At 29.2% G+C, this 9313-nt stretch carries 9 protein-coding genes; all 9 read left to right on the plus strand.

Going from position 1 to position 9313, the window contains the following annotated elements:
• Positions 1 to 872, plus strand: an 872-nt coding sequence (locus LWW95_10890) for an SAVED domain-containing protein (protein ID MDL1957528.1), incomplete at its 5' end; no start/stop codon positions are given.
• A 53-nt stretch (positions 873 to 925) separates the two neighbouring features.
• The gene (gene cas10, locus LWW95_10895; GenBank protein MDL1957529.1) at positions 926 to 3508 is read left to right on the plus strand and encodes a type III-A CRISPR-associated protein Cas10/Csm1; all 2583 of its coding nucleotides are present in this window, start codon (positions 926 to 928) and stop codon (positions 3506 to 3508) included.
• The gene (gene csm2 / locus LWW95_10900; GenBank protein ID MDL1957530.1) at positions 3498 to 3935 is read left to right on the plus strand and encodes a type III-A CRISPR-associated protein Csm2; all 438 of its coding nucleotides are present in this window, start codon (positions 3498 to 3500) and stop codon (positions 3933 to 3935) included. Before cas10 ends, csm2 begins: the two co-directional genes overlap by 11 nt.
• 32 nt (positions 3936 to 3967) lie before the next feature.
• Positions 3968 to 4693, plus strand: coding sequence for a type III-A CRISPR-associated RAMP protein Csm3 (gene csm3 / locus LWW95_10905; GenBank protein MDL1957531.1), 726 nt, complete (start codon positions 3968 to 3970; stop codon positions 4691 to 4693).
• Between the two features lie 29 nt (positions 4694 to 4722).
• The gene (locus tag LWW95_10910; GenBank protein ID MDL1957532.1) at positions 4723 to 5682 is read left to right on the plus strand and encodes a hypothetical protein; all 960 of its coding nucleotides are present in this window, start codon (positions 4723 to 4725) and stop codon (positions 5680 to 5682) included.
• Positions 5657 to 6823 (plus strand): type III-A CRISPR-associated RAMP protein Csm5, encoded by a 1167-nt coding sequence (gene csm5, locus LWW95_10915; protein MDL1957533.1) that lies wholly within the window; start codon positions 5657 to 5659, stop codon positions 6821 to 6823. Before LWW95_10910 ends, csm5 begins: the two co-directional genes overlap by 26 nt.
• Entirely contained in the window at positions 6820 to 7308 is a 489-nt protein-coding gene (locus LWW95_10920) for a hypothetical protein (GenBank protein MDL1957534.1), read from the plus strand. Before csm5 ends, LWW95_10920 begins: the two co-directional genes overlap by 4 nt.
• 73 nt (positions 7309 to 7381) lie before the next feature.
• Complete coding sequence (cas6, locus tag LWW95_10925) at positions 7382 to 7741, plus strand: CRISPR system precrRNA processing endoribonuclease RAMP protein Cas6 (GenBank protein MDL1957535.1); 360 nt, start codon at positions 7382 to 7384, stop codon at positions 7739 to 7741.
• 15 nt (positions 7742 to 7756) lie between these two features.
• Positions 7757 to 9118: a CRISPR-associated CARF protein Csx1 gene (gene csx1, locus LWW95_10930; protein ID MDL1957536.1), complete on the plus strand. Its 1362-nt coding sequence runs from the start codon at positions 7757 to 7759 to the stop codon at positions 9116 to 9118.
• Positions 9119 to 9313 lie beyond the last annotated feature (195 nt).

Genomic DNA, 9313 nt, shown 5'->3' on the forward strand with positions numbered 1-9313 from the left:
CTCAAGTTGGGCACATTAATACTATTAAAGCTTTTTTAGAAAAAAAGAAGTGGTCTATTCCCTTTTATATAACTTGCGAAGATAAAAAAGAACTTCAAAATTTTCTTAAAGATATTCCAGAAGAAAAAACATCAGAAGAAATATCATATTTTGATGGATTAGATATTTTTTATGGAATTAAAAAAGAAGACCTGTGTTTATCAACAGGACAACTTAAAACAAGTGAAGATTTTATAAAAGCTTGTTATAATTTTTATCAAACAAAGGAATCTGTTAAGATCCGTCTTTCTGGAGAAAAAATTTTTCATATTGGTATAAGGGGTCCTGCAAGTTTAGCTTTTGCTCTTGGAATAGTTTTTGGAAGTCAGGATCCATTTATAATTTATCATTATCCTAAAGGAAAATATTATCCTGTAGAAGTATTAAATCCAAGAGAAATAAAAGAAAGGCTTGACTCTTATACTGCAGTTAAATATACTTTGGAAAAGAAGGGGGATGATTTATGCATTCTTTTTAGATTTGCTCATCATGAAATGCTTGCAGATGTAAAAAAATATGCAGAGAGTTTTTTAAATAATCCATCTTTTTTAATTTTATCTCATAGTTCAAGTGGCAATGTTCCTTTAGAGAAATTTAAAAAAGTCTCACAGGAAGCAGGAAGTATTATTCAGGATATAAGGAGCAAGTATTCTTTTAAAAGTTTTCACTTTTTCTTTTCCAGTCCTGTTGCTATAGCTTTTATGCTTGGGGTTATTTTTGGGCATTATTCAGAGGGGGCAATCTATAATTATCAAAAGGCAGAAGGTAATTATTTAAAAGTCATAAATTTATCAGATCTTAGAAAAATTAGAGAAGGAGATGTCAGATTTTAGAAAAAAGCCGGATTTATATAAATATTAGAAGCAAATAAAAAAGAGATAATCTTATGGAGGATAAAATTTTATATAAAATAATTTTAGCTTCATTATTACATGATATAGGAAAAGTTTATTTAAGAGCTCAAAAAGATTTACCATCTAATTTTGTTAAAGAAAATCGAGATCTTTATCAACCATTTTTTAAAGGACACTACACACATACTCATGTGCTTTATACTGCAAAATTTATTGAAGATTTTCGAAAATTTATACCTGAGTATTTTTTACAAAGTGAAAGTGCAGATTATTCGCTTATCAATCTTGCAGCCTCGCATCACAAGCCAAATTCTCCTTGGCAGTTGATTATTTGTGAAGCAGATAAGTTGAGTAGTGCTTATGAAAGGCGAGAGTTTGAAGAAAAAGTTATTCTTAAAAAAGGTGAAACTTCAACTGATATTCCTCTTCTTAGTCTTTTTGAAGATATAAGATTTGACAATAGATGGAAAGAAGACAAATTAGAAAATTATCATTTTGCGTATAAAATTGCCAAACTAAGCCCTGAAAATATTTTTGCTCAAGAAAGAACAACGGAGCTTGCCTCTCAAAAGCTATATCAAGAAATAATTAATAGTTTTGAAGAGGGATTTAAAAGACTTCCTTTTAAAAAAGAAAGAGTAGATCTTTGGTTAGAAAGCTTAACTGCTTTGATGTTAGAACATTTCCTATTTATTCCCTCAGCAACTGTGGGACTTTCCTCCACTTCTACTTTTGAGAAAATTCCAAGTGATATCTCACTTTATGATCACTCTTACTTTACTGCAAGCCTTGCTTCAACTCTCTATTTATATCATAAAAAAACGAATTCTTTAAATGAAAATCAGATTAAAAATAGAAACCTTAGAAAATTTTTATTTATAGAAGGCAATTTTTATGGGATACAAAAATTTATCTTCTCTTCCGGAGGGGAAACAAGAAGATGGGCTGCTAAACTTCTACGAGGTCGTTCTTTTATGGTTTCTCTTTATACAGAATTAGTAGCAGAATATATTCTAAAGAAGTTAGAATTACCTTTTGTGTCTCTCCTTTCATCAGCAGCTGGTAAATTTTTAATTTTAGCTCCTAACTTTGAAGAAGTAAAAGTAAAACTAAAGAATATAGAACAAAAAATAAACGACTGGCTTTATGAACATTATTACGGGGAGACATCTATAGGTTTAGTATTTGTTGAAGCTAAACCTTCTGATTTATTGTATTCTGAAGGATATAATAAACTTATGAAACTTTTAGGTAGAAGATCAGAAGAGAGGAAATATGAAAAGTTTGATCTCACCAGATATGGTGGGGTTAAAAAAGATTATTTTGATAAATTTTCAGAATATGGAGTATGTAAACTTTGTGGGAAAAGACCTGCTGTAAAAGAAGAAATTTTTATTAGAAAAGGTCAGGAGGAAAAAATTGCAGTTTGTCTTATTTGTAATGACCAAATAAAATTTGGCGAAAAATTAGTTAAAAATAGATATCTTTTAGTTTATTCTCATAAAACAGAAAATACTATTTCTTCTGTTCCTATTTTAGACTTTTTTTATATAGAGTTTAAAAATGATCTTAAACTTTGTGAGGAAAAACTTAGAAATTTAAATCTTCTCCATGTTTGGGACTTGTCTTTCCAAAAAGACGAAATAGAAACTAATTGTATAACTTTATATCCCAAAAAATTTATCAATGCTTATATTCCACGAGACTCTTCATCAAAAGAAATCTTAACCTTTGAAGAACTTTCTCGTTTATCTTTAAAGAAAAAAGACGGAAGATTTTATGGTATAGATGCTTTGGGTGTACTTAAAGCAGATGTTGATAATCTTGGAATTATCTTTTACCGCGGATTTCGTGAAACTAAACGCACATTTTCTCGTTATTTATCTTTATCACGTATGCTTAATTTCTTTTTTGCTTATTATTTACCTTATCTTTGTCAGAAAGACTTTAAAAATATTTATAATGTTTTTTGTGGAGGAGATGACCTATTTATAATAGGACCATGGTATGAGTGCTATAAATTTGCTTTAAAAGTAAACGAACTTTTTAGAAAATATGTTTGTGAAAATCCAGCATTTACTCTTTCTGCTGGATATGTTTTAACTAAACCAAATTTACCTATTACAGAACTTGCTAAAAGATCTGAAAGAGCTCTTAAATTTGCTAAAAATATGGGTAAAAATAGATTATACATTTTTAAAAAAGATATAATGTGGACAGATATTCCGGAATTAGAAAACCTAAAAACATATCTTGAAAATCTTTACGAAAAAGAAATTTTAAGTCGAACTTATTTATATAAATTGAATGAAATTATCGAGATGGTCAGTAAAGCTAAAAAAATGATGAATGAAGCAAAAGAAGGAAAACAAATTGAGGTCTCTTTAGCTTATTTAGCTAAAGAGCTCAAAAGCCTTATATGGCCAAGTTTGTTCTATTATTTTACTGTCAGAAATTTTGATAAAAAAAGATTATTAAAAAAAGAAGAAAGATCACGTGAGATGGAGAAATTTTTAATAAGAATAAAAGAAGCTTTAGAAAACTACAGAGAAGCTTTTAGATTGCCTCTCTGGCAAATACTATATTCTACAAGGAGGGTTGGTCATGAATTATAAAGTTCAACAAGGAAGTCCACAACAAACTTTACGATTACCTGAAATTAAATTTTGGTCAGATAAAGAGAAAAAATTAGTAAATACGACTCTTTTTTCCGAAATAGCGTTTAAGTATTCAGAAATTATAAGCAGTAAGGATAAAAAGAAAAATAAAAGGTCTCAATTACGCAAATTTTATGATGAAGTTTTATTTTTTTATGACCGATTAAAGGGAGAAAAAGATAAATTTCAGCAATTTTTACCCTATATTAAATTAATGCGAGCTAAACTTTACTATTCCTTAGGAAGGAAGCACATAACTGATGAATTTCGGACTATGGTTGAAAGTTGTCTTAATCAGGTTGAAACATGGGATGATTTTGAAGTTTTTAAAAATTTTTTTGAAGCTTTCATGGGATATTATCGTTATCATCGTAAAGATGATTAAAATTATAAGCAAAATTAGAGGAGGGTAAAGTTATGGTGACACAACTTAAACTTCAAAAGATTTATCAAATTAAGGGGAAAATTAAACTTTTAACTGGTTTACATATAGGCTCAGGTAATACTGAAATGCATATCGGAGGAGTTGATAATTTAGTGGTTAAACATCCTTATACTAATGAACCTTACATTCCAGGCTCAAGTTTAAAAGGGAAAATAAGAAGTTTACTTGAGTATCTTTATGGTCTTCCTGTTTATTCAGAAAATAATGGTGGAATCACTTCACATAAAATCTTAACCAACAATAAAATACCTAAAGAGGTAAAAGAAAAAGCTGAAATAATACTTAAACTCTTCGGTTTATCAGGGGCAGGGGAAGATGTTTTAAAAATAATAGGTCCTACAAGAGTTGCATTTGCCGATTGTTTTCTTGATGAAGATTATACAAAAAAATTAAAAGAGGAGAATTTGCCTTTTACTGAGATAAAAGCTGAAAACCGCATAAACAGAATAACCGGAACTGCCGAGCACCCTCGTTTCATTGAGAGAGTTCCAGCTGGAGCAGAATTTAAGTTTCAAGTTACTTTAAAAATTTATCAATCTGAAGATGAACAACTTCTTGATGTTTTACTTACTGGAATGAAACTTCTTGAACTTGATTATCTTGGTGGTTGTGGGTCAAGAGGTTATGGAAGGATTAAATTTGAATTTGAGAACAAACAATTTACGGAGAAATTTGAAAATATACAACTTTTTGAATAATTATTAATAATTAATAAGGAGGTTTTATTTTGAAAATTTACCAAGTTATTTTAAAACCTCTAACAGGTTTTGGGACTCCTATAAAAGGTGATACTCTTTTTGGGCATATATGTTGGCAAATTTACTATGATAAAGAATTGTTTGGTAAAGATTTAAATACACTACTTAGTGATTACTCAACCAATCCTTTTTGTATAGTTTCTTCAGCTTTTTCTTATAAAGATAGGAAAATATATTTAAAAAGACCTTCTCTACCATTACAATTTCTTTTTGACCTTCCTGAAGATGAGTTGATTGAAAGAAGAAAAGAATTGAAAAATAGAGAATATTTTGTTTTTCAAAATCCCTTACCACCTTTGCAAAAGATAAATTATTTTAGTTTTCCGAAAGAAGATTCTTTTATATTCAATGACGAACAAGTTAGGTGTACTATCAATAGATTTTTAGGAACAACAAGCAGAGGAGGCTTTGCTCCTTTTGTGGTAACTAAAACATGGTATATGACTGACCTTGCTGTATTTATTGGTATTAGAGAAGATATTTCGATAGATAGAGCTATTGAAGCCTTAAGACGTGTGGGAAGTTTTGGTTTTGGAAAAGATGCCACTGCTGGATGGGGAAAGTTTGAAGTTATAAGTTATGAAGAAATAGATTTTTATAAGAATTGTAGTAATACAGTCAATGCTTACTATACCTTATCTCCAGCTCTTCCTGAAGAAAATGTGAAATATTTAAAAATATTTTATGAACCTTTTATCCGATTTGGACGACATGGAGATATATTAAGTTTGTCTAAAAATCCGTTTAAAGCACCAATTCTTTTAGCAGATGAAGGAGCTGTGTTTGTTCCTGAAAAATTTGAACAAAAAATTTATATAGGGAAGGCTATTTATAACGTATCTTCCATAGAAAAAAATGCCATTACTCAAGGGTATGCTTTGGTTATACCTGTGGAGGTAGATTATGGAAAGATACAAAATAAATATTGAAGTATTAAGCCCAATCCATGTCGGATGTGATGAATTTTTCAAACCTGTTGAATTTTTAATAGATAGCAAGGAGCGGGTTTTAATAACATTTTCTCTTTTTGATCTATTAGAAGAATTATCCCCTTCTGAAAAAAACGAACTTGAAAGGATTGCGGATAAAAGAAAAATTTCATCATTAGTTGATTTATATAAGTTTTATGCTTATCATATAAAGGATAAAATAAAAAGTCTTCGTAATATAAAAAAATATTCTATACCTAATGAGCTTGCTAAAAGATATGAAGAAGTTTTAAGATTAGATAGTGAACGCGATATTATACAAAATTTTAATGCTTTTGAAATTCCAAGAACTTATTTTAACCCTTATATAGATCAACCTATTATCCCTGGAAGCTCACTAAAGGGTGCTTTAAGAACAGGATATTTAGAAAAATTGTTAAGAGAACATAGTGATGCTCCAAAGATAAAAGAATTAAAATCAAAAATAGACAAAGTTAATATTAAAACTCCTTCAAAAGAAATAAAAACATTATTTAATGACTTGGAAAAAAAATTACTCTCTTATACTAATCCAGCAAATGATCCTTTTAAATCAGTAAAGATTTCAGATTTAATTCCAGTAAATTCTATTTCTACTAAGATTTTATATCAAGTGAATGTTAGCAAAGAAAAGGGGGAAACAAAAAGGGTACTTACTCTTCCATTAGAGATAATACCTTCAGGAGCTCATTTTGAAGGAAATTTAGTTATAGATTATAAATCTAATAATGACAAACTTCAAATCAAAGAAAAAATAAAGTTTGAAGAGCTTTTAAATAGTACACATAAACATTTTTTATCTATTTTAAAACAAGAGTATACTCTGTGTAAAAATTTAAATTTTAAAATAATTCCATTAACCAAATCGCATCAAAATGCCTTTAAAGAAAAAAAAGCTATTTTAATCAAGATTGGCAAACATTCAGGTGCAGAAGCTATGACTTTAGATGGTATAAGGAAAATTTTGATCAAAAAAAGCGGTAATAGAAAGGAATATAAAGAATTCTCTACAACTATCTGGCTTGCAAGTGAAAATAAAAATAATATATCAAATGCTATGCCTTTTGGATGGGCTATTCTTTATTTTGAAAAGATTGTATGAGCTTCCTAAAAATTCCTTATAAAATCTTAAGACTTACCTGTGAGCCCGAAGACGAACTTTATCTTCCTTTATTTAAAGGTTCTTCTTTTCGTGGGGTTTTAGGCAGGACTTTAAAAAATGCTTTGTGTGTATTAAAAACCTATCAAGATTGTCGTCAATGTCCTATTTATTTAAAATGTTATTATGCCTACATTTTTGAGACCATCCCTGATCCTAAAAAAACTGCTCCATTTAATCTCCATAAATATCCTTCAATCCCTCATCCTTTTGTAATCGAGCCTCCTGAAGAAAAGAAAACTTTGTATAAGAGAGGAGAGACATTTTCTTTAAAAATAATTCTTATTGGGAAAGCTGTAGCTTATGAGCCGCATTTTATCTTAGCCATGCGTTTAGCTGGTGAACACGGGATAGGAAAGGGGAACAGAAGGTTTTGTTATTACCGATTATTTTTCTACAGGCATTTTAAATCAATCAATAACCTTTGATCTTTCAACTCAAGAGTCAAATAACAATAAACTCTCTAAAATTACTTTTGAGTTTATAACACCTTTACGGTTAGTGTATCAAAAAAAGCTGGTTAAAACACTTGAATTTCATCACATTATCCGTGCATTATTAAGAAGAATTTCTATTTTATATTACTTTCATGTTTCAGAAGATATGCCACCAATACCTGCAAAAGAATTAATTAATCTTTCAGAAAATATAAAAACTCTTCAATCCGATCTTAAATGGTTTGACTGGGAGCGTTATTCTTACAGACAAAACCGCCGCATGATTCTGGGCGGGTTAATCGGACAAATTGTTTTTGAAGGCAATTTGTCTCCTTTTTATGATTTAATCAAAGCAGGAGAAATTTTCCATTGCGGCAAAAACACCTCTTTTGGCTTAGGAAAATACAAATTTTTAATTTTTTAAGGAAAGAAGTTTCTAATGAAAAAGGTTTATCAAATAGGACGGTTTGATGTAAATGCTTTCCAATCAATAAATTTCAAATATAAAGACGAACAATATTCTGTTCAATTAAGTTCCTTTGCCCTGCGGGAGTATTTTAAAAAACATGAAGAAGAAACTCAAATTACTCTTATCTACCCCGTAAGTCTTTACCTAAATAACTCTCTTCTTACTAAACAAAAAATTCCTGAAAATTTAAAAAATATTATTCAAAGCATTTTAAATAAACCTTTTGAGAAAGAAAAATATCTTGCCAATCCCTATCCATACTTCAAAAAACATCCTTATTCAAAAGAAGTTAACAACTTTATCGTCATTCATAGCATAGGGGAATATGAGGGAATAAATTTTTCTGCTACTTTAAAAGAACTTATTCTTGAAATCTTTATAGATATGATTGATTCCTACGTCAAAACACCTTTTACTGAGCTTTATCTTGATATTTCAAGCGGGCACAATATCTATGTTTCAGCTCTTATTGAAGCAGGAAGATTATTCTTAACTTTTTATAAACTTCAAAACTTCTTACCTCAAGAAAATCAGCTTAAAGTTTATATAATCTTTTCTGATCCAATTTTACCTCCATACGAGAGAATATTCAAAATTCACGATGGATTCCCTTTAGATGTAAAAGTCTTTTTTGCCTATCCAGAAAGACCTGAACAATTTGCTTTTGAAAGTGCTTTTTCTTCTTTTATAAAAAGACTTAAAATAGAAGATAGTTCTATTAAAAAGCAACTTAATAATTTATTTTCAAAAGGTTATTTTTTCTACTCTGCTATAAAAAATAACACACCTCTTGTTCTGTATACTTGGGAATATCACCAAGAAGAAGAGATAATTGGTGCTATTAAATATCTTGTCAATTTTATAAATTCTAAATTTTTTCAAAGTTATCAAAAAACCCCAGATATTAATTTTGATTCTTTTCGTAAAGCTTTTCTTATGCTTGCTATATATCATGGTATTGTAAAAGTTCTTAAATCTTATGATATTAAGAAAAAGTCTGAGGTTTCTATATCAGAGCTTAATAAAAAATTTAGAGATGAAGAAAATACAATATACAAATATTTTAATCTTCTTCAAAACAGGACTTATTTCGGACATGAAATTTCTAATAATTTTGAAAAAGCAGATATAAAAGAAAAATTTCAGTCAGATTGGAAACCTCTTCAGGAATTTGTCTCTGGAGAATCCAAAGATATTCAACCCCGTAACTTTTTTGCTCATTGTGGCTTTGAAAGAAATTGTGTTGAAGTTAGAAAAGAAGGCAAGGAGATTTTATTAAGGTATAAAAATGAAATTTTAAAGAAGATTGAGAATTTTATCTTAAAAAATTAAACTTCCCTTCTTACCATACTCAGTTTATTAAAATCCTCCTTCTTCTCTCATAAACCAAGTGCTTCTAAAAGCAAACCTTTAGAACTTTGTGTATTTACTTCCTGAAACATAATTATAGGCTTTACTGAATCTCAGAAAGCACCAGATCCGTTAAATAAACTTTCTCAACACCTGTTTCAACAACTCTATTACAAG

The sequence above is a fragment of the Candidatus Desulfofervidus auxilii genome (assembly GCA_030262725.1).
Lineage (GTDB): Bacteria > Desulfobacterota > Desulfofervidia > Desulfofervidales > Desulfofervidaceae > JAJSZS01.

What these genes read in the sequence shown, in the direction of transcription:
- cas10 (MDL1957529.1), top strand. Translation starts at nt 926, where the DNA reads ATGGAGGATAAAATTTTATATAAAATAATTTTAGCTTCATTATTACAT.
- csm2 (MDL1957530.1), top strand. Translation starts at nt 3,498, where the DNA reads ATGAATTATAAAGTTCAACAAGGAAGTCCACAACAAACTTTACGATTA.
- csm3 (MDL1957531.1), top strand. Translation starts at nt 3,968, where the DNA reads ATGGTGACACAACTTAAACTTCAAAAGATTTATCAAATTAAGGGGAAA.
- csm5 (MDL1957533.1), top strand. Translation starts at nt 5,657, where the DNA reads ATGGAAAGATACAAAATAAATATTGAAGTATTAAGCCCAATCCATGTC.
- LWW95_10920 (MDL1957534.1), top strand. Translation starts at nt 6,820, where the DNA reads ATGAGCTTCCTAAAAATTCCTTATAAAATCTTAAGACTTACCTGTGAG.
- csx1 (MDL1957536.1), top strand. Translation starts at nt 7,757, where the DNA reads ATGAAAAAGGTTTATCAAATAGGACGGTTTGATGTAAATGCTTTCCAA.